This is a genomic window from Paenibacillus sp. J22FR21 (assembly GCF_056269135.1).
In genome coordinates, this window is the sequence record NZ_JBWDNJ010000002.1 from 1,032,868 (window position 1) to 1,053,005 (window position 20,138).

Consider the following 20,138-nt stretch of genomic DNA (forward strand, 5'->3'; position numbering starts at 1 on the left):
CATGGATTGGGGAGGACGACATGGTCAATAATTCTGCAATTCGAACAAACATAATAGGTGGTAGTGAAGTTGGTGCCATCTCGGTTGACATGGATAAACGCAGCATTCATGAAACGAATAGCTTATTTTGGAATACCAAAGGTAATGACGTGTTAGGAGGAACCGCACTTCCGTTCTATGGAGCATATGTCTCGGAAGATAGTTGCCGGCTGTTTGGCGATGTCTCGGGGAAGAAGATGCTGGAAATAGGTTGTGGAAGCGGGCAATCCTTGCAATACCTAGGGGAACGCCAAGCATCTGAGCTATGGGGGATGGATCTGTCTGCAAACCAACTGGAGAAGACAAAGCAGCATTTGACGGCATGCGGTCTTTCGGCCACATTAATCTGTTCGCCCATGGAAGAAGAATGCGGTCTGCCTAACAATTATTTTGATTTTGTTTATTCGGTTTATGCGATCGGCTGGACAACCGACCTTGAGGGAACTTTTCGCCGCATAGCGTCTTACTTGGTAAAAGGCGGGGTATTTATTTTCAGCTGGTCTCACCCGATACATAAATGTGTTACCGCAGAAAACGATAGTCTTGTATTTAAGAAATGTTATTTCGATGAATCTTGGTACTCGGTAACTCTTGGTGAAAGTACGCTAACCTTATCGGACCGTAAACTATCGACTTTTGTGAATGCGTTGGCAAGAGAGGGATTTGTAATTGAGCAAATGATTGAAGAATCGGATGAAGAATTAATGATGCAGTCGAGTGACCGCGATTTTGCAAATAAAGCAAAGATGCTTCCCGTAACCTTTGTAATCAAGGCGCGAAAATTATAGAGTTTTGATGTTGAAATGGAGGAGGTTTGAAATGGGATTCCCGACACATATCGTATCTGCCGGCGGAATTGTAGAGGATGGCAACGGAAATATACTATTGGTCAAAGCTCATGATGATGGCTGGGTTTTCCCAGGTGGCATTATTGAAGTCGGTGAAAATCTGATTAACGGTGTGATTCGTGAAATCAAAGAGGAAAGTGGAATCGATGCGACCGTAAGCCATTTGATTAACATTGTTTCTAATACAGGTTTACATAAGTGGTATGACGGCGTGACGGATGTCCCTACGAAGGTCATGTTTGATTTTGCGTGTAAAGCGGAGGGAGGCGTGTTAACTACCTCGGATGAAACAAGCGACTCTCGTTGGGTTCCAAAGGATCATGTCTTGGCGTTTCTGACTCTGCCATTCATTCGTATTCGCTACGAAAGCTATTTGAATTTTAACGGCTCGGTGAATTATTTGGAGTACACTACTCCGACAACGTCAGAATGTGAAGTCAAGGTACATAGGCATGTTTAATAGAACTGCTGAACAATCTTGATCAACACGACAAGGCGAAATTGAATAAAATGCCGTTCATGCCATAAATGCCGGAACCCTATGAAACATAAGGGTTTCGGCATTTGGCGTTCTGGTGCTTACTTTTTTATGAGATCAATCAAGGTATCTCCAGAATTGTTTACCCCTGCGGGATCGCACTTTCATCCAAAAAGCCGATTTCCCATTGATGACCGTCTAGGTCTAGGAAACTTCTCTGATACATGAAGCCGAGATCTTGTGTGTCATTTGCAATATGGCCACCTGCTGCAATCGCTCTGTTAACTAACTTGTCCACTTTGTCGCGGCTCTCGACCATTAATGCAATCAAGACTTCGGTTGTTTTGGATGAGTCCGAAATCTCTTTCTTGGTGAAGGTCTTGAAATACGATTCCACCAACAACATGGCGTAAATGTTTTCTCCGATGACCATGCAAGTTGCATTGTCGTCAGTGAAGTTTGGGTTGAACTCAAAACCTACTTCGGAGAAAAATGCCATTGCTTTCTTCAGGTCTTTTACTGGAAGATTAACAAACATACTTTTGGCTGTTTCTGCCATCCCGATCACCTCAAATATACAGTAGCACTATGCTAAATTGAATGTCAAACCAAGAACTGTGTTCATAACCGGCTAAACTATTATTCTATTAGTCCAAGCACTTTCACTTTCTATGAACAACTTTGCTACTCTCATCTTAAGCAGTTTGCCATTGGCAGCTGCTTTTTTCATTAACGTATCGCAACAAAATACTGAATACCTATGTACAAAATGTGGGATAATTATCTAAAAATGCTCCTCTCGATTCAATTTTAGTAGGTATGGTTAAATTTTGTTCATTACGATCGAATTCGTTGAGAATTGATAAGTGTCTGAGGAGGGGTCTTATGTTGAAGAACTATCGGCTGACCAAAGCAGTCAAGCACGGTCTGGGCCACTTCGATCCGAATGATACAGGCGGCTTCGGAAGCAAAGAAGAGATACAAGATGAGTTCCAACAGATGGAACGGAAGCTCCGCAATCTGCAGGACAAGTTGTTTGCTTCGAAGACGAATGGTGTGCTCGTCTTGTTCCAGGGGATGGATTGCAGCGGGAAGGACGGCGTCATCAAGAAGGTACTGTCCAACTTGAATCCGCAGGGCTTTCGAGCGGAGAGTTTTAAGAAACCGACTATTGAAGAGTCTGCACATGACTTCTTATGGAGAACGCATAAGGTCGTCCCTGCCAAGGGTTATATTACCTCATTTAATCGTTCTTATTACGAGGATGTGCTCATTACCCGGGTGCATGGCTTGATAGAGGACAAGGAAGCAGCAACTCGGATGAAGCATATTCGGCATTTTGAGAAGCTTCTAACGAACAATGGCGTGTTGCTGATCAAAATTTTCCTACATATTTCACCTGAATTTCAGCTTGAGAAAATCCGCGAACGGCTCAGCAACCCGGAGAAGCTATGGAAATTCGATCCAAGCGATCTCAAAGAGCGGCATTACTGGGATAAATACATTGACGCATACGAAGATGCTTTCCGATACACGGCAACCAATCACGCTCCGTGGCATATCGTCCCAGCCAATGAACGATGGTTCCGCGACTACTTAGTGCTCCGGACGATTATAAGTTCCTTGGAGAAGCTGGACCTCTCTTATCCGGAACCGGACATCGAGACACAAAAGCTTCTGGAGCAACTTCAATCGAGCGCTTCCCTGTCCCAATAGTTGGAGCAACCCCTATGTAACTGTTGCTTACAGTGTATTTAATATCCGAAGCATCAGCTTGTAGGACAAGCTCGGCGGGGATATTTGGTTGCCTGTACCGCACAGGTATAGATCATGCTTAGGCGAATAATAGGCAAAGGCTCCGGATAATCCGGAATGTCCCATCAGGCCCGAAGGAAGCCATAGCAAGCGGAATATGAAGGGGAGAGTCCTTATAGTAAAGAGGGATAGCCGCTCCGCCCCAAGTCAGTCGCCTGTCTCCTGATTCCACTTGCACAACAGCTCCGAAAATATGTTTATTATCTACCGCTGAGTGAATGAGACGATCAAGATTTTGTATGCGTTGTTGCATGAACATAAAGAAAGGGATTGAAAGATGACAATTAGATTGTATTATCATTCTTCCTATTTAACCGAATGGGAGACAAAGATTACGAATTCGCTCAAGAGAGATGACGGATGGTACGTTCAGTTGGAGGAAAGCGCCTTTTATCCTCATGGAGGGGGACAGCCTTGCGATACGGGAACGATTAACGGCATCCCTGTATTGGATGTTATCAGTGAGGAAGATGAAGTGCTTCATAAAGTAGAGCAATTGCCGGAGGGAATGGCGGCGTCTTGCAAGATCGATTGGCAGCGAAGATTCGATCATATGCAGCAGCATAGCGGTCAGCATCTACTGTCGGCGGTTTGTCTTCAGTTATTTGGTGCAATGACGTTAAGCTTTCACCTGGGCATCGAATCCGCGACGATTGACGTGGATAAACCCGAGCTAACTTTAGAGCAGCTATCCCATCTGGAGCGGGAAGTGAACAAGACCATCTACGATAATCGCCGAATTATTAGTTATTTGGTTTCCGGGGAGGAAGCAAGCCGATTGCCGCTGGCAAAGCCGCCGAAAGTATCGGGGAACGTGCGGATCGTGGAGATTGAGAGCGTGGAATACAATGCGTGCGGTGGGACACATGTATCGTCTACGGGTGGAATCGGGATGATCAAGCTGTTAAGAACGGAGAAGATGAAAGGAAATACCCGAATTTCATTCAAATGCGGGAGCCGCGCCTTAACGGAGTTTAACGACTGCATGGGGATATTAGGGACGCTATCATCCAAATTCAATACCGGAAAAGAGGATATTGTCGCTCGCGTTGAGAAGTGGGAACAGGAGCAAAAACAGCTTCAAACCGATTTAGCTGCTCTTAAGGAGCAGAACGATTCTTTTATCGCTCGCGATCTCTTGGATCGGGCGGAATACGGCTTGATCGCGCATCAGTTTGAGAATAAGCCGTTGAAAGATTTGCAAAGCCTGGCATTAAAGCTCACGTCATTGACCAACGATCCCGTGCTGCTTGCCGATCTTGCGGATTTCAAAGTGGTACTGGCGCATAGCGGGGGAATCGAACATTCTTGCGGAGCGTTATTCAAGCAACATCTAGGGGCGTACGGCGGCAAAGGCGGAGGCAGCAGAACCATGGCTCAGGCAGCTTTCGGGACGCTGAACGAAGCATTAGCGTTCTACGAATTCGTAATTGCAAGTTTCCGAGGTAGTGTCGATTGACATGAAGTTTGTCCAAAGTGTTGACCCTTACGTAACGGAATGATTTATAGTGAATATGAGAGCGAAGGAAATTGGAGGAGAAGCAAACATGAGAAAACTCGTATTGTTCATGCACGTGTCGCTGGATGGGTATGCGACGGATTCAAACGGAGGATTAGGTTGGATTCCTTACAATGAGGACTTAGAGAAATACGCTGAGGAAGTCGTAGCCGAAGTCGGCTCTCCCGTATACGGAAGCACGACGTATCGGCTGATGGAGAGCTACTGGCCTTCTTTGCTGGATGATCCGGATGCGTCGAAGCACGATTTGGAGCATGCCAAATGGCTGCAGGATGTTAAGAAAATCGTCATTTCCGGTTCGATGGACCATGTCGAATGGAACAATACGATGCTGATCAAGGACAATATCGCGGAGGAAATCAAGGCGCTCAAGGAGCAATCCGGCAAAGATCTCGTTATCTTCGGTAGTCCGGGGGCGGCGAAGACATTGCTTGAGCTCGGCCTGATCGACGAATTCCTGTTGACAATTTGTCCGGTCATCTTGGGTGGCGGAAAATCGGTATTCCACGGCGAAGGCGAGAAAATCAAGCTCAGGCTGCTGTCCAGCCGAACGTTCAATTCGGGCATTATCGCAACCCGCTATGAGGTAGAGAAATAGGCTTGCCGTACAAGGTGTTCCACGAGTGTGCACGATACTAACACAAATAGGCAGACCCTACAAGGATGTACGCGGGGGCTGCCTATTTTCTTATGTTACGAGTTATAGGAAATGTTGCCAATGATAGGCGGACACACATTGCATTTATGCACATAGAATATTGATAATCTAATAAGCGAATTCGCTTAAAGAAATGGCGTCATTTGAAATGGAGTGGCATCATCATGTACGACTCGTTAAGAAGCGTCAAAATCATTTCGATCATTCTTATCGCTCTTGGTATCGTCTTTTTTCTGTTAGAATTTGCGGCTGCTGGAAGCATATCTATATTGGGTCTAGTTTTGTTCATGATCGGATTCGGGCTGAATTCTTTGATGCGCGCGGTAAGATACGAGCTCGAGAAACTTCGGTTGGAGAACGCCGAATTGAGGCGACAAATGCAGGAAAAATGGAGATGAAAGAACATAAACAATAGATTTCAATACATTTTTAGCCCCTAAGAATGCGGAGCAATACGGATGAATCTTGCTTGGAGGAGAGCTGATATCGATGGCGGTGCTTTACAAAAAAATGAACATAGAAGGGATTGAAGTCTTCTTTCGTCAAGCAGGGAATCCTAGAAATCCAGCAATTATTCTTCTTCATGGATTCCCTAGTTCTTCCCACATGTTTCGGGATTTGATACCGCTATTGGCTGATTGCTATTATGTCATTGCTCCGGATTATCCTGGATTCGGGAACAGCAGTATGCCTCCAATGAATGAGTTCTCTTATACCTTCGAACATCTATCCTTGGTTATTGAACAATTGCTTGAACGGCTCAACATCCCACGATATATTTTGTATTGTCAGGACTATGGGGGCCCAATCGGATTCCGAATTGCAATGCGGCATCCTGAGCGAGTTCTGGGTTTCGTCATCCAGAATGCTGTAGCTCATGAGGTAGGACTCGGTCAACCTTTTGATATATTCAAGGCTCTTTGGGCGGATCCGAGCCCGAGAACAAAGCAGCGTTCTCCAAGCTTGTCGAATTTGAATTCACTAAGAAACAATATACTTCAGGAGCTTGTCATCCTTTTTTGATCAGTCCTGATGGGTATACAATGGATCAGTTCTTCCTCGATCGGCCGGGTAATGCCGCCATTCAGTTGGCACTTGGCTACGATTATCGGCATAATGTGGAACAATATCCGGTTTGGCAGTTGCCGAGTTTATGGATTCTAGCTGTGAGAACGGATGGCGTGCAATTCATGCGCTTCATCCTTTTTTGTGTGTTCACTTTTACTCTCATCTATTATTAGCTTAATAGTTTTGCCTGGTTGTATGCCTTGACAACGATCGGTTTATAATTATTTGACCGATTAGTCCAGAAATGTTACTTTACTTTTGAAGGAGGGAGACACGCAATGGCTAGACCTAAAGAATTTGATCAAGATATTGTTTTGCATAAAGCAATGAACCTGTTTTGGGAGCAAGGCTACGAGAAAACATCTATGCACCAGCTGGTTACGCATATGGGAATTCACAAGGGAAGCTTATATGATACCTTCGGGGAAAAGAAGCAGCTATATAATCAGGCATTAAAGCGTTATATCGAAAAATTTGAAACTTCTCTAAAACAACGAGTAGAAGCTTCCCCTTCGTCCAAAGAGACCATACAACAATTTTTTGATATGGCTATCCGCGAACGAGAAGATATACCTCAAGGCTGTTTCATTGTAAATACAGCGGTAGAGCTATCCAGTCATGATGCCGAGGCAAGGGATTGTGTACGTGTGAATTGGGAGCATGTAGAAGGGATCATTCGTAATTTGATCTTGCAGGGTCAGCAATCCGGAGAGTTCCCTGAAACGCTTGACTCGGATCAACTGGCATCTTGTTTGAATAATGCCTTAATTGGACTTCGCGTAATGGTGAAAACCAATCCGGACAGGGAAAAACTCAGAAATATCATAAAAGTGAATATGTCATTGTTGAAATAACGGAGTAGAAGCTGTTGGAATGGAATGCCGACGGCTTTTTTTTATCTTAAACAGAAAAGTTGATTCTAGAACGATCGTTCAAAATAATTATTGACCGATCGTTCCAGAAATGATATTTTTACTTCTGAGCTCAATAAATAATGAAATTGGAGTGAGGAAATGGAAGCCAAAGTGAAATCAACTTCCTGGCATTACAGCTGGATAGTTGTCCTAATAGCGTTTATTACGCTTCTCGTCTCTGCTGGTATTCGTTCGATGCCGAGCATATTGATGGTCCCGTTTGAACAAGAGTACGGGTGGGACCGCAGTTCCATATCGGGTGTTATCTCTGTCGGTATCTTCCTTTATGGCCTTGTAGGGCCATTCTCTGCTGCTATCCTGTCTAAGTTCGGTATTCGTCGTACGATGGTGATTTCACTTGCTGTCTTGGCCACGAGCATGGCACTGACTCCTTTTATGAAGCAGCTATGGCAATATGAATTGCTCTGGGGTATTGTGTCTGGGCTAGCAACTGGGATGATGGCTAACGTCCTCGGAGTGACTGTAGCTAATCGTTGGTTCGTTAAACGCAAAGGCCTCATTGTTGGCATTCTAACCGCCAGCGCAGCGACAGGACAACTGCTATTCCTGCCTTTGTTAGCACATATCACTGTTGAGAATGGCTGGCGCTATGCTGTCTTTACCGCAGTCGGGTTTATTGTCCTGGTATTGGTGATTGTGGCGATCTGGATGAGAAATCATCCATTTGAGAAGGGGCTCGCCGCATATGGCTCTGATGAACTTGTGAAGCCAGAACCGTTTCAAGGCAATATATTTCTTACACCGCTGTCGACATTACGTCAGGCGATAAAGAACAAAACGTTTTGGTTGCTCGCAGGCACGTTCTTCTTTTGTGGATTTTCGACCAACGGTTTGATCGGCACGCATCTGATCCCGGCTTGCGGCGATCATGGTATTCCTGAAGTGATGGCTGCCGGATTGCTAGCCTTGATGGGAATGTTCGATTTGATCGGTACGACATTATCAGGTTGGTTAACGGATCGTTTTGACGCTCGCAAGCTGCTTTTCTGGTATTACGGCCTTCGCGGACTCTCCTTAATGTTCTTGCCTTATGCCCTAGATGGGGGACAATCCACGTTGTTCATATTCTCAGTGTTTTACGGACTTGATTGGATCGCGACTGTACCGCCAACGGTTAAACTAGCGGCGCAAGAGTTCGGTAAAGAGAAGATAGGTATGGTATTCGGCTGGGTGGTCGTTGCTCACCAAGTCGGTGCATCTGCCGCAGCTTTCCTGGCTGGAGCAATAAGAGATTGGACAGGAACCTACTCACCGACGTTTTTCAGTGCAGGTCTTATTTGTTTGTTCGCTGCCATGATGGCTATACGTATTACGAAGCGCAATAAGGAACCACAAGCAGCTTAATCATAAGGTTAATAGAACATTCGAAAAGAGACTTAGGAGTTGGATCCCCTTGTCTCTTTTCGAATGTTCAACTACTAATTAATGCAGCTCTCCTCGTGCGGCGCGCGCTATGCTTTCCGCAAAGAGAGGTGCTTCCCGTCTATTATGATCTTCAGATATTTGTTGACGGGTCGCGGATGCTTGTTCAAACGTGAGTCCTTGATCTTCGAAGATTTTCAATAAATGTTCTGACGGGTGGGTTACTACGGCGTTCGTAAATTCGGTTTGATCAGCGTTGACGCTCTTTACGCTAAGCTCCCAAATAACTTGCATCTGAGTCCGTTGTTCGGTTGTAATAAAAATATCGGTCGTGGAGACCATCCGGCATTTGTGCTTCTCAACAATCTCTCCGATATAATGCTGGATCGAGAGACTGCTGCCGATTTTCTCCACGTTAATCGACATTGGACGTCCGTCTTCCGTCTTGGTCGTGCCCACCGCAATATGATCCGGGGGACAACAACGTTGATACTCGGCTTCTGAGAGAGAGAATAACCAATGGCCAATGTCAACTTGTTCTATAGGAACGTCGATGATGTGACTAAAGCTCGACGTTGCAAGAGTTAAGTCCTCGCGAATCTTTGACATAAGCAAGCCTCCTGTCGAAAAGTAAATTCATTAAAGCTTTCGACAATTGTGCATACTTTATGCTCAAATTATTGAATTAGATGATCAGTTTAGTACAACAATAAAGGAATATGCAGACTGGAAGCACGTTTGTCCGCAGCTGGTTCGCGGCGGAATCGGCCACAATAATGTTGTTCGTTCCTTATCTTACTGACGAATGTTATGATGTGTTTAGTGAAAGTGCATTCATACATAATCTACTCTGAAAATAGCGAGGGGACATGCCATGAAATCTATGAGATTTGATATCTTAACGATCCAAGCGATCTTCGAGAAGCATAGCCTCGGACGCATTGATCGCATAGAATATTCGGATCGTGGAATTGTGAATCCTTGTATTTTTATTAACGATCATTATGTAGTTAGGGTAAATGCCCGAGACGTGGAGCTGCCGAAATTTGACAATGAGCAGCAAGCGCTTCGAATGATGAAATCAGAGGGCATACCTGTTCCGGATGTCTATGTATTTGATAACAGCCATGAACATTTGCCCTATGAAATATTGATTACAAGCAAGATGCCGGGCATTGATGTATGGCAAGCATTGGAGACGGCTACCGATGAATCAAAAATCAAGATGGCATACAACTCAGGCATGTTACTTGCGAAAATACATGGTATTGGGCGGGATAAGTTTGGAGAGCTTGCTCTCTCGTCGAATAATCAATATAACAGCTGGCAACAGTATCTTGTTGAGGGCATGAAGCAGAGAACCAATCGTTGCCTGAAGCTTGGAATTATCAATCCTGAGGAAGCCGAGCGTTATGTCTTCGTATATAAGAGAGCGGAGCATTTGTTCAGTGGAATTGCAAAAGCATCGTTGATTCACAACGATTATCACTTTGCTAACTTGCTGTGTGCTGATGGAGAGATCACAGCTATTCTAGATATGGAGTGGTCGATTGCCGGAGATCCGGAGTTCGACTTCAAAGCGCTGCATGCCAAGGATGTATTCACGGATGCAAAGGAGATGCAGCAGGCATTCATGGCAGGTTATTCAACCCTGCGCAAGCTGTCACCTTTATTTGATATCAAGCTGCTCTATTATCAGCTCTTTGAAACAGTCGAGCTCATTTCGGTGTCCTATCTGCATTGGGGAGAAGAATCCTACCAAGGGTATAAAGCTAGTGCCAAATCATGGTTGGAGCAGATTGAAGCTTCATGGTCAACAGGATGACTTCTTGACATCCGTAACTGTAACAAATATAATTACAGTAACAAGTAAGAAGAGGGCGGCTAGCCGAGCAAACTGCTTATGCACCGTCCTTTTTTCACAACCTAACTGTAATCAATTAAGATACAGTTTGGTTATCCATTCTAATGACAGGTGGTGCTGACGATGAGCTTTGCGATCAGTGATTGGGTACAAGGCAGAACGAAGGACGGGGAACTTATTCAAGGATTTATTACGGCGATGAACGAAATACACAACATTGCAAACGTTTATGTTGTTCAATCCGATCATGATGCTGCTGTCGGCACTACGATCTCCGTGCTCAGAAGCTGGCTCAAAGAGCAGCCTACGGTGGATGTGCTGGAGTACGAGGAGCCGATCCTAGACTTTATCGAGCTGGCGCTGGCCACGCGTGACGAAGAATGGTACGCGGAGCTGATGGGGCGGATGCAAGAGGTCCACAAGCAAGCGAGCGGCAGAAGCAATGCTCCGATTCTGTATAACCGAAATCGTATCGGACGCATCATAAGATAACGGTAGAACAACAAAATGGCAGCTGATCAGATGATCAGCTGCCATTTTTGAAGTAGAATAGATAATAATCCGTCTAAGCTGACAAAGGAGCACGAAACGATGAAGAAGTACATACTTTTCGATCATGATGGCGTTCTGGTGGATACTGAATTCTGGTATTACAAAGCGGGAGAACGCGCTCTGGCCGACATTGGATTTACCTTGGATAAAGACCAATACCTCCGCGACATGACCCAGTCATTGGGCACATGGTCCCAAGCTAGGAAGGCAGGTATTGATGAACAGACCCTCAGCAAGCAGCGTGAGGTCCGAAACGTCTATTACCAGAACTATCTAAGAACAGAAGACATAGAGATCGAAGGCGTAGTTGAAACGCTAGCCGAACTGTCCAAGTACGTCCGCATGGCCATCGTGACGACTGCAAAACGTGCGGATTTTCAACTTATTCATGAAAATCGCCGGATTAAACAATTCATGGAATTTGTCCTTGTTCGCGAAGACTACGATCGCACCAAGCCGCACCCGGAGCCATACTTGACCGGACTAAAGCGTTTCGGAGCTACCAAAGAAGAGACGCTGGTTGTAGAGGATTCAAACAGAGGGTTAAACTCAGCCGTAGCGGCTGGTATCGACTGTGCTATTGTCCATAACGACTTCACAAAAACACATGATTTCTCACAGGCCAGCTATCGAATCAAGACTCTGTTTGAGCTAAAAGACATAATCCTGAAAGTAAGATAAGAGAGCATTCTCCAGCGTGTTGCCCCCAAATAAGGTTAGGTTCACCATTAATTTTAATGCCGAATACAATAGTGAAAAATCACATTGTATGAGGGATATAATGGAACTACTTCGAAAGTATATAATCGCGAATCTGTTGATATTTATGCTGTGTGACCTTTTATGGATGGCGGATGGTACTATTCGCCCTTCGGTAGCCGCAGTACCGTTCTTCTTTGCCATTGTCTATTTACTGAATAGGAAGAAGTTTGAGAAGGCGTTATTTGGGTGGAATGAGTCATAGCGTAGCTTTAATTTCATAAGTGTTTCGAAAAGCCGCCGGTGTGCGGCTTTTTTTTGAGGGGATTTGGACCTTTAATCCAACTGGATGGTCAGAGCGGCTTCTAATTGGACGGTTACAAACGCGATGAACAGGTTTAAGATACCTTCATATCAAGTTTCCACGTGGAGGGGATCTAATTATGCAGGTACCAGTTGGTGTATGGATTGCTGCCGCAGCAATTGCAATCGTTGTGACTTGGATTACGATATGGGTTACGAATAAAGCCTACTCGAGAAGATGGGAAGACAGCAGCAACGAGAATGACGGACGGATATAAAAGGAGGGCTCATAGACATGTATGATATTATTTCAATGACGATATTGTCTTTCGCTTTTGTTGCGGGATCGATTTTACTTGGTGGTGGAGCCGTATACCTGATTAAGCATGATATAAAGTAAAAGATGAGATTACCCACAGGAGGCCCTGTGGGTAATTTTGATAAGGAAACTAGTCCTGTAATTGCCGATACGCCTCGCAAAATAGAGATATTCCCCGTTCGATATCTTCCGATCTCGGTCTCGCAAATGTAAACCTGACAAATCCGGCGTCCGATCCGTACACGCTGCCCGGAACAAAAACAGCTCCCCTTCTAATGGTTTCCTCCAAGAGCCTGCCGTCTTGAATCGTATTGTTCAACTTACACCATAAATGCAGTCCTCCATCCGGAATCGAGTGCAGAAGTGCATCCGGAAGCTCCTTGTTGAGCGCTTCGATTGTCAAATCCCGCCTAAATCTCAATTCCATCCGTAATCGATCCAAATGCGGTACGAACAGTGAAGATTGTAGAAACTGTGCAGCTACCTGCTGCGGGATTACGCTTAAACCGAAGTCCATCTGCTGCCTGGCATCGGCGAGACGTTTCACAATGGAATGGGGAGCTACCATCCAGCCGATTCGCAGGCCTGACGCTGCTATTTTGGAGAAAGAGCCGATATAAATGATGGACCCGACAGTATCCGATGCTTTCAAAGGAGAAGGCGGCTTGCCATCATAAGCGGTCAGACTGAAAGGATCATCCTCTACAATCGGAAGCCCAAGCTCGCTTGCGATATCAAGCAGCTGCCGACGACGTTCATCACTGAGCACCGTACCGGTAGGGTTCTGAAAATTAGGGTTGAGAAACACCATCTTAATTCGATGTTTTTTGAACAACGAACGAATCTCCTCCGGCTGAGCCCCTTGCGAATCGACCGGAAGCCGGAATAATCGAATCCCTGCAGACTGGAACATGGGAAGGGAGTAACAATAGGATGGATCTTCGATAGCCACTGCATCCCCAGGGGACAGAAGACATTGCGTAATTAGATATAACGATTGCTGAGAGCCGGATGTAATCAGAATAGATGATTCGGTCGTCCGAATTTCCCGGTATTTCTCCAGATAATCAACCAGAGCTTGTCTAAGCGGAATCGAACCTTGCGGATTGTCATAGCCCAAGTAAGAGGGATATTGGAATTCACTCATGATCTTGGCTATTTCTTCCGTCGGGGCCAAATCGGCTGCCAGCTCACCGCTTGCAAAATCGATCAAGGAAGGCTGCTGTATGAGTGCTTCCCGAATCCTTCTCATAAAAGGCAAGTTGGGCAGGAAGTTTCCGCCTTCCGCATAGCGGCTCCAATTGGGGGTGTGTTTCGGTGTCGCCTCCCATTTGGTGGTACTCACTGATGTTCCGCTGCCGGTACGGCTGTCGATAATACCCATGGATCGAAGCTCAGCAAAGGCCATGATAACGGTGCTGCGATTGACGCCAAGCTGATCTGCGAGCTTCCTCTCCGAAGGGAGCAGACTGCCGGGAGGAAATTCCCCATATGAAATTCGTTGTTCGAGATGATCGGCAATTTGTTGATATAGAGCTTTCTTACTGCCGCGATCTGGTTTCCACATCTTACGATTCCCCTTACTACTTAGGTCAATTCTGATCAGTAACTTCTATGACCTAATAGTAACACAGCCTTTCAACATGGAGAAAACGGATGGTTCATTTCGCGAAGGGCTTCGATAAAGGCTTCATTTTCAACAAAGGTGCCGATAGAAACTCGGATATGTCCGGGCAGGCCCCATATTCCTCCATAACGAACAATGATCCCTCTGGCAAGCAACTCGTTGGCTACCGTCTTTGCATCAATGCCGATTTCAATCAACAGAAAGTTACTCATGGATTCCACATAGGTGATCCCTAAGTCCTTGAGCAGGCTATACATTTGCATTAAGCCCTGAACATTTACTGCCTTGGAGGCTATTAGATGTTCGGTATCGGACAATGCTGCACGCGCTCCTGCTTGTGCCAATGCGTTAACGTTAAATGGTTCTCGTACCTTCATGAGAGTAGAGATCACGTACTCGGGGGCTAGTCCGTAGCCGATCCGGATTCCAGCAAGCCCGTAAATCTTGGAGAAGGTATGCAAAATGAGAATAGGGTAACCCTCACGCACAAACTCAAGCCCGTCCGTGTAATCCGATGCAGAAGCATATTCGCTATACGCCGCATCCAACACGATCAAAACATGTTTCGGGAGCGAGTCGAGCAGTGCGCGTAAATCCGGTTTGGCCAGATAAGTTCCGGTCGGGTTATTCGGCGAACATAGGTAGACAAGCTTCGTTCGATTCGTCACGGCACCAAGAATGGCATTACGATCATAGCCATAATCAGCATTGAGCGGGACGGAAACAACGGCTGCAGCCATTAGATGGGCACCGAATTCATATTCACTGAAAGAGGGCGATGGGATAATGACCTCATCCCCCGGTTCAAGATACGCTTCTGACACGAGTTTGATTAATTCATCCCCGCCGTTGGTGACGATAATTTGATCGGGCTGAAGCTGATTCTGCTCGGCGATCTCCGTTCTCAGTAGTGACGTATTAGCATCCGGGTATCGGTGCAGCTCCGGGAGCATTCTTTGCATGGCTTCAACTGCCTTTGGAGAAGGACCTAATGGATTTTCATTAGATGCCAGTTTGATTACGCGGGAAAGCCCGAATTTCTCTTGGACTTCCCAGATCGGTTGACCCGGCGAATAAGGACTGATGTTGCTCAGAGCCTGCCTGGCCAGTGGTTTATTCAAGTTATTCATCGTAACACCTCTCTCGGATAGAGTTCACTCATTTCTGATTGTAGTAAGAATTATTCTGCAAGTAACCATCCATTTCTGAACGAATGAGAGCGCGAATGGCTGGTTCACGGAAAATTAGTTGAATCGCTCTCTTGAAACTCGGATAAATTCAGACACAGCTGCCGTTCTATAGGTATCTTTCCTGCGTATGAACAGGGTCGGGGTTAGGTAGAACTTATCCTCGATGTTTTGGGAGCGCAATTGATATTGAACCTTGGCTCGCTCAACCACTGAACGAGGCAAAACAGAGACTCCGAGACCGGCGTGAATACATCCCAGTATTCCCTCCAATGTACCGAATTCCATGATTTTTGCAGGAATAATCCCTTTCGCATGTAACCCATCCTCGAGCTTTCGCCGGTAAGAACAACCCGCACGAAACACCAGTAAAGTCAGATTGCGTAATTGTTCAGGATGATCAAATGATGCGAATTGTCCCGATGAGACAAGTACAAGCTCCTCAACTCCAACCTCAATAATATCGAGCTCTGCATGCTCAACAGGCGCAGCTACAAAAGCTCCATCCAATTCATATTTCAATACGAAATGGATAAGTTCTTCCGTTGTTCCCGTTTTCAAGGTCAGATCGACTTCAGGATAAGCTTTCAGGTAATCGGTGAGAATATATGGCAACCGAACCGCTGCAGTGGTTTCAAGCGAGCCGATGCGAAGCGGCCCTCGTGGAATCGTGTTATCTGCTACGACGCGTTCAGCCTCATGAGTAAGAAATATAATTTTCTCCGCATAGGACCTGAGTGCCTCTCCGGATGTTGTGAGTTTCACGCCTTGCCGCCCACGACGGAATAGCGTCGTATTCAATTCCTTCTCGAGCTGTTGGATACGAATGCTGATACTCGACTGCACGTATTCTAATTTCTCAGCTGCCTTGGTAATGCTTCCTTCGTCCGCAACGGCCAGAAAAATCTGCAGGTCTCGGATTTCCATCGCCATACCTCCATATGAGATATTGATTATTTTAATGTTAACCATCGTTAAAGTTCATTTTACTCGATATAAGTGATGGGTTACAATGCACTCAGAAAGGAGGCAGGTCTTATGAGGCTTGTTGAAAATAATCGAACGAACTTATCTGATTCTACCAAGACCATTATTGGTGGATTTGTTATGCTCATCATAGCAATGGGCATTGGACGATTCTCTTACACTTCCATACTCCCACTAATGCAAGCTCAAGCTCATCTTTCCGGTTCGGAATCCGGGTACCTGGCGGGAAGCAACAATTTGGGTTACCTTGTCGCTGCCTTTGGTGCAGGATTCATAACGTGGGGGAATAGGAAGGCTTACCATCTTCGGATTCAATTGATCCTATGCCTCCTTACAACGGGACTTATGGGAATAGCATCTTCATTTTATGTATGGATGATTTTGCGCTTCTTAAGTGGAATGAGCAGCGGACTTATTTTCGTTTTATCATCGAGTTTAGTACTGAATGCGCTGCTTTCAGCGAAGCGTGAGAAATGGGTAGGCGTGTTCTACGGCGGGGTTGGTACGGGTATTGCTTTAACCGGATTATTGACGCCCATCCTCAGCCATTTCACTTGGAGGGGAACATGGATTGGGCTTCCGATCATCGGCTTCGTGCTGTTAGTTCTGGTTTGGCCTTATTTGCGAGAGGATAAGACGGTATCAACAAATCAACATGCTGGTTCCTCGGCTTCACCGGGCGAGAACGCATCTATCTTTGGCTGGCTTCTATTTATGTATGGCCTTGAGGGACTTGGTTATATTGTTAGTGCGACTTTTCTGGTAGCCATGGTCAAACACATGCCACAGATATCAAGTTTCGCTGACTATAGTTGGATTATCGTTGGGATTGCCGCTGTACCATCGACCGTTCTCTGGTCTTGGTGGACGAGTAAAGCCGGTTATATCAAACCTCTGATAACCGCACTGATCCTGCAAGCTGCCGGAGTCATTCTGCCGGTATGGCTGCCTAATCTAATAGGTGTAACATTAGGGTCGATCCTTTTTGGCGGAACGTTTATGGGGATTGCCATGCTCGCAATTTCTGCTGCTCGAATAGCTAGACCTTCCAGCGGCAATAAAGCTATCGCTCTAATGACTGGCTTTTTTGGTATCGGGCAAATCCTTGGTCCGATTGGGGCCGGTATTGTTTTGGAAGTGACGCACAGTTACAGCTTATCCCTCATTCTTGCCACTTTGGTGCTAGTTCTTGCTGTTACCATATTGATGGTTGGCGCAGTCCTCACCAATAATAAAAGATCCATAAGAAACGCTTAGCGTAGCGTCCAAATACAGGAGGTGTTCCATCATGTTAGAAACGGAATTAACACGTATGCTCAATATTCAATATCCACTATTCCTAGCGCCGATGGCAGGCGGCCCTGCGACACCTGAGTTAGTTGCGGCAGTTTCAAATGCCGGAGGCCTGGGAAATCTGGGAGGCGCATACTTAACACCTGAACAGCTTCGAAGTACGATCCGAAGGACCAGAGAATTAACAGATAAGCCTTTCGGGGTCAACTTGTTCGTACCAGAGCAACCAGAAGAACGGGAAGGCGAAGTCGGTGAAATGACAACCCATCTCAATAAATATCGCGTCATGCTTGGCATTGAACAGAATCCATTCATTCCGAAGTCTTCAGAGTCCTTTCAGGAGCAAGTTCAAGTCTTGCTGGAAGAGCAAGTATCCATATTCAGCTTTACATTTGGCATTCCACCGCATGATATGCTCCAAGCTATGAAGCAGCGTGGAATTGCGATTATCGGTACGGCAACGACTGTTGAAGAAGCGATACGTTTGGAAGCGGCTGGCGTAGACGCCATTGCGGCCCAGGGAAGCGAAGCAGGAGGACATCGGGGCACATTCTTGAAGAGCGATTCGGATGCTTTGGTCGGTACGATGGCGCTTATTCCGCAGATAGTAGATCACGTGTCGATACCGGTCATCGCATCAGGTGGCATTATGGATGGACGGGGACTCGTAGCAAGCCTCGTATTAGGGGCAGCTGCTGTACAGATGGGAACCGCATTTCTGGCATGCCCTGAGAGTGGTGCCCATGAGATATACAAACAAAAAATTCTAACTTCCAATGAGAATTCCACTGCCATTACTCGTGCCTACTCGGGCAAACCGGCAAGAGGCATTCGGACAAAATTAATGAACGATATGCATCAGTATCCGGGAACAATCCCCGACTTCCCCATCCAAAACGTATTGACTCGAGACATTCGGCAGGCAGCGGCTAGAGCAAATAACCCCGAGTATATGTCACTCTGGGCGGGTCAAGGACTTCGATTAGCCAACAATCACTCCGCGGCAGCAATTGTTGAACAAACCATGGATCAAGCAAAGGCACTTCTCAAGAAATGGTAAGGAAAAGGAATGAATGTCCAGCATTCTGGACAACCTGACTGGAGTAATTGCAGGAGGGGAACGTTTCCATGACGGAGCACAATCAGGATCTCGCGGATCGGATAACAGAACGGCTGGGAGCTTCCCCGGATGTTGTGCGCCGCCATCTTCAGACAAAGGCAGGGTTCGAGGTATCCTGCCTTTTTCTCACATCTCTAGCTGATCAAGATCAGGTGGACGAAGCGATTATCCGTCCGATTCTTCATGCAATTCAAGAGCCGGAAAGCGAACATGCCGATGAGATTGAACCTTTGTCCTGGTTAAAGATGAGGATTTCCCATGGTCAAATGAAGGAAACGGACGGACTGGAAGATTCTATTGAAGCGCTTCTTGGCGGCCATTGCCTCATTCTTCTCCCAGGGAAGGATCAAGCGCTTGCAATGGATGTTTGCAAGCGGGAACAACGCAGCGTAGAGGAACCGAGCACGGAATCCACGATCCGTGGGCCGCGAGAAGGGTTCGTGGAGGATCTAATCCGAAACCTGTCCCTTATCCGCAAGAGATTGAAGAGCGATAAGCTCGTATTCGAATCCATGGTTATTGGCTCGGAAACGAGGACGATGGTGTGCCTAGCCTATATGCGAGGGATAGCCTCGGATAAATTAGTGGATGAGTTCCGCAAGCGGCTGCAAGCCATTCATACCGATAGTATTTTGGAGAGCGCCTATATCGAGGAATGGATTCAAGACAAGGCACTAACACCTTTCCCGCAATTAATTGCAACGGAAAGGCCGGACGCTATCTCCGCGAAATTGCTGGAGGGACAAGTTGCCGTCTTGACCGACGGTACGCCGATCGTCCTAGCAGGACCCTTGACGTTCTTTCAGCTGTTTTCCGCACCGGAAGACTATTATCAACGTGCCGATATTGCCACGCTGCTGCGCTGGCTTCGGATGGCTGCCTTTTTTCTCGCCATCTTCGTACCCGCGCTTTATATTTCGGTCGTCAGCTATCATCAGGAATTGCTTCCGGACCCGCTCTTGGTCAACTTGGCCGCTCAGCGGGAAGGGGTGCCTTTTCCGGCTTTCATTGAAGCGATCATGATGATGGTTACGTTCGAAGTATTACGGGAGGCGGGGCTTCGGATGCCACGGATCGCCGGGCAGGCAATCTCCATCGTCGGAGCGCTTGTGCTTGGGCAGGCAGCAGTAGAAGCAGGGATCGTCTCCGCAGCCATGGTCATCGTCGTCTCGATCACCGCGATATCCAATTTCGTATCCCCCATGTACAGCTTTGGTATTACCCAGCGGATCATTCAGTTTTTTTTCATGGCTCTTGCCGGTGTGATGGGATTGTTCGGGCTCATGTGCGGCGTATTCTTCCTGCTGATTCATCTTGCTTCACTCCGTTCGTTCGGAGTCCGGTATTTCGCGCCATTCGCTCCCATGTACCTGCCCGATTGGAAGGATACGTTCATACGGGTTCCAAGGCCGTTTCTGAAGAACCGACCGAAAATGTTTCAACAGGGAAAGTCCAGAAGGTGATC

21 protein-coding genes are annotated in these 20,138 nt (G+C 46.4%); 16 read left to right on the forward strand and 5 right to left on the reverse strand.

The annotated features are described in order from the left end of the window. The first annotated feature begins 20 nt into the window (after positions 1 to 20). Both AC0YNS_RS10460 and AC0YNS_RS10465 read left to right on the forward strand, forming a co-directional pair. A complete protein-coding gene (locus tag AC0YNS_RS10460) occupies positions 21 to 827 on the forward strand; it encodes a class I SAM-dependent methyltransferase (protein WP_475780924.1) in 807 nt (268 codons plus the stop codon). A gap of 31 nt (positions 828 to 858) precedes the next feature. Further along, on the forward strand, positions 859 to 1,347 hold the full coding sequence (locus tag AC0YNS_RS10465; RefSeq protein ID WP_475780925.1) for an NUDIX hydrolase: 489 nt from the start codon (positions 859 to 861) through the stop codon (positions 1,345 to 1,347). Positions 1,348 to 1,507: 160 nt separating this feature from the next. Here the strand turns inward: AC0YNS_RS10465 and AC0YNS_RS10470 are convergent, their stop codons facing one another. Next, positions 1,508 to 1,924: a VOC family protein gene (locus AC0YNS_RS10470; protein WP_475780926.1), complete on the reverse strand. Its 417-nt coding sequence runs from the start codon at positions 1,922 to 1,924 to the stop codon at positions 1,508 to 1,510. A gap of 326 nt (positions 1,925 to 2,250) precedes the next feature. Here AC0YNS_RS10470 and AC0YNS_RS10475 point away from each other — a divergent pair, with 326 nt between their 5' ends. The 7 genes from AC0YNS_RS10475 (at position 2,251) to AC0YNS_RS10505 (ending at position 8,704) form a co-directional block, all read left to right on the forward strand. Beyond that, positions 2,251 to 3,081, forward strand: a complete 831-nt coding sequence (locus AC0YNS_RS10475; RefSeq protein WP_475780927.1) for a PPK2 family polyphosphate kinase — start codon at positions 2,251 to 2,253, stop codon at positions 3,079 to 3,081. A 376-nt stretch (positions 3,082 to 3,457) separates the two neighbouring features. Next, complete coding sequence (locus AC0YNS_RS10480; RefSeq protein ID WP_475780928.1) at positions 3,458 to 4,639, forward strand: alanyl-tRNA editing protein; 1,182 nt, start codon at positions 3,458 to 3,460, stop codon at positions 4,637 to 4,639. Positions 4,640 to 4,727: 88 nt separating this feature from the next. Then, positions 4,728 to 5,297: a dihydrofolate reductase family protein gene (locus AC0YNS_RS10485; RefSeq protein ID WP_475780929.1), complete on the forward strand. Its 570-nt coding sequence runs from the start codon at positions 4,728 to 4,730 to the stop codon at positions 5,295 to 5,297. Between the two features lie 549 nt (positions 5,298 to 5,846). Beyond that, the gene (locus AC0YNS_RS10490; protein ID WP_475780930.1) at positions 5,847 to 6,380 is read left to right on the forward strand and encodes an alpha/beta fold hydrolase; all 534 of its coding nucleotides are present in this window, start codon (positions 5,847 to 5,849) and stop codon (positions 6,378 to 6,380) included. After that, positions 6,377 to 6,598 carry a hypothetical protein gene (locus AC0YNS_RS10495; protein ID WP_475780931.1) on the forward strand — a complete coding sequence of 74 codons (222 nt, stop codon included), beginning with the start codon at positions 6,377 to 6,379 and terminating at the stop codon, positions 6,596 to 6,598. The genes AC0YNS_RS10490 and AC0YNS_RS10495 overlap by 4 nt, the downstream gene beginning before the upstream one ends. A 105-nt stretch (positions 6,599 to 6,703) precedes the next feature. Next, entirely contained in the window at positions 6,704 to 7,279 is a 576-nt protein-coding gene (locus AC0YNS_RS10500) for a TetR/AcrR family transcriptional regulator (RefSeq protein ID WP_475780932.1), read from the forward strand. 159 nt (positions 7,280 to 7,438) lie between these two features. After that, the gene (locus AC0YNS_RS10505) at positions 7,439 to 8,704 is read left to right on the forward strand and encodes an MFS transporter (protein ID WP_475780933.1); all 1,266 of its coding nucleotides are present in this window, start codon (positions 7,439 to 7,441) and stop codon (positions 8,702 to 8,704) included. A gap of 78 nt (positions 8,705 to 8,782) precedes the next feature. Here AC0YNS_RS10505 and AC0YNS_RS10510 read toward each other — a convergent pair whose 3' ends face one another. After that, positions 8,783 to 9,331: a hypothetical protein gene (locus AC0YNS_RS10510; protein WP_475780934.1), complete on the reverse strand. Its 549-nt coding sequence runs from the start codon at positions 9,329 to 9,331 to the stop codon at positions 8,783 to 8,785. 265 nt (positions 9,332 to 9,596) lie between these two features. On the opposite strand from AC0YNS_RS10510, the gene AC0YNS_RS10515 reads away from it, so the two are divergent. The 4 genes from AC0YNS_RS10515 to AC0YNS_RS10530 all read left to right on the forward strand — a co-directional run bounded on the left by AC0YNS_RS10515 (position 9,597) and on the right by AC0YNS_RS10530 (position 12,418). Further along, on the forward strand, positions 9,597 to 10,547 hold the full coding sequence (locus AC0YNS_RS10515) for a phosphotransferase family protein (protein WP_475780935.1): 951 nt from the start codon (positions 9,597 to 9,599) through the stop codon (positions 10,545 to 10,547). Between the two features lie 162 nt (positions 10,548 to 10,709). After that, positions 10,710 to 11,078 (forward strand): hypothetical protein, encoded by a 369-nt coding sequence (locus tag AC0YNS_RS10520; RefSeq protein ID WP_475780936.1) that lies wholly within the window; start codon positions 10,710 to 10,712, stop codon positions 11,076 to 11,078. A gap of 99 nt (positions 11,079 to 11,177) precedes the next feature. Next, entirely contained in the window at positions 11,178 to 11,819 is a 642-nt protein-coding gene (locus AC0YNS_RS10525; RefSeq protein ID WP_475780937.1) for an HAD family hydrolase, read from the forward strand. Between the two features lie 461 nt (positions 11,820 to 12,280). Then, positions 12,281 to 12,418, forward strand: a complete 138-nt coding sequence (locus AC0YNS_RS10530) for a hypothetical protein (RefSeq protein WP_475780938.1) — start codon at positions 12,281 to 12,283, stop codon at positions 12,416 to 12,418. 171 nt (positions 12,419 to 12,589) lie between these two features. On the opposite strand, the gene pdxR is transcribed toward AC0YNS_RS10530, so the two are convergent. The 3 genes from pdxR to AC0YNS_RS10545 form a co-directional block, all read right to left on the reverse strand. Further along, positions 12,590 to 14,026 (reverse strand): MocR-like pyridoxine biosynthesis transcription factor PdxR, encoded by a 1,437-nt coding sequence (pdxR, locus tag AC0YNS_RS10535; protein WP_475780939.1) that lies wholly within the window; start codon positions 14,024 to 14,026, stop codon positions 12,590 to 12,592. Positions 14,027 to 14,097: 71 nt separating this feature from the next. Further along, positions 14,098 to 15,216 carry a histidinol-phosphate transaminase gene (hisC, locus tag AC0YNS_RS10540; protein WP_475780940.1) on the reverse strand — a complete coding sequence of 373 codons (1,119 nt, stop codon included), beginning with the start codon at positions 15,214 to 15,216 and terminating at the stop codon, positions 14,098 to 14,100. A 114-nt stretch (positions 15,217 to 15,330) separates the two neighbouring features. Further along, positions 15,331 to 16,200 carry a LysR family transcriptional regulator gene (locus tag AC0YNS_RS10545; protein WP_475780941.1) on the reverse strand — a complete coding sequence of 290 codons (870 nt, stop codon included), beginning with the start codon at positions 16,198 to 16,200 and terminating at the stop codon, positions 15,331 to 15,333. A 111-nt stretch (positions 16,201 to 16,311) separates the two neighbouring features. Here AC0YNS_RS10545 and AC0YNS_RS10550 point away from each other — a divergent pair, with 111 nt between their 5' ends. From AC0YNS_RS10550 to AC0YNS_RS10560, 3 genes are all read left to right on the forward strand, one after another. Then, entirely contained in the window at positions 16,312 to 17,517 is a 1,206-nt protein-coding gene (locus AC0YNS_RS10550) for a YbfB/YjiJ family MFS transporter (RefSeq protein WP_475780942.1), read from the forward strand. A gap of 28 nt (positions 17,518 to 17,545) precedes the next feature. Continuing rightward, positions 17,546 to 18,613 carry an NAD(P)H-dependent flavin oxidoreductase gene (locus tag AC0YNS_RS10555; RefSeq protein WP_475781018.1) on the forward strand — a complete coding sequence of 356 codons (1,068 nt, stop codon included), beginning with the start codon at positions 17,546 to 17,548 and terminating at the stop codon, positions 18,611 to 18,613. Between the two features lie 68 nt (positions 18,614 to 18,681). Beyond that, positions 18,682 to 20,136, forward strand: a complete 1,455-nt coding sequence (locus AC0YNS_RS10560; protein ID WP_475780943.1) for a spore germination protein — start codon at positions 18,682 to 18,684, stop codon at positions 20,134 to 20,136. Positions 20,137 to 20,138 lie beyond the last annotated feature (2 nt).